The organism is Moraxella oblonga NBRC 102422, from assembly GCF_001598275.1.
In the GTDB taxonomy this organism is placed as follows: Bacteria; Pseudomonadota; Gammaproteobacteria; order Pseudomonadales; family Moraxellaceae; genus Moraxella; species Moraxella oblonga.
In genome coordinates, this window is record NZ_BCYQ01000106.1 from 1 (window position 1) to 575 (window position 575).

General features: G+C 33.2%; 1 pseudogene. It reads left to right on the forward strand.

Annotated elements, in window-relative coordinates:
- Positions 1 to 58 precede the first annotated feature (58 nt).
- Positions 59 to 227 (forward strand): annotated as a pseudogene (locus tag MOB01S_RS12855) (IS1595 family transposase); the annotation flags it as partial.
- Positions 228 to 575 lie beyond the last annotated feature (348 nt).

Here is a 575-nt window from a genome sequence, read left to right on the forward strand (position 1 = left end):
CGGTTGGTATATTATTTAGGCTCTAAACTAGCAATCCAACCTATGCTAGACTAGAAATATGAAATATAACAGTAAGTTAAGTGTCTATAAACTCAAAAAAAATCATAAAATGCTTTTGTATTGACATAGATGCAACACAAACGGCACTTTTGCTTGAGTTAAACCACAATACCATCAATCGTTGGTTTGCTATTTTTAGACAAGAAATCTATGAGTATCAAACCAACCAAAAACGCTTATTATAGTCAATTCTATTCAAAACCAGACAAAGGTTTTTCGTTCGTGGTGAGCTTGTCGAACCACAAGGAAAACCGTCACCCTTCGACAAGCTCAGGGCGAACGGTTTTGCTGTATAGTTTTGATATGAATTAAGTATAGCACAAATCATTCTCAAATAGGCAACAGTGGCGTAGGTTGGGTTGAGCGACAGTGAAACCCAACATTTCATTTTTTATATCCAAAAATAAAAAAACATTTAATGGGATATTAAATGCCGATGATTGGGGATATTTTTTAGGGTTTAGGATTTTAATTGATAAGGATTGAGTTTATGGTTTTTTGATTTAATTTTTTTT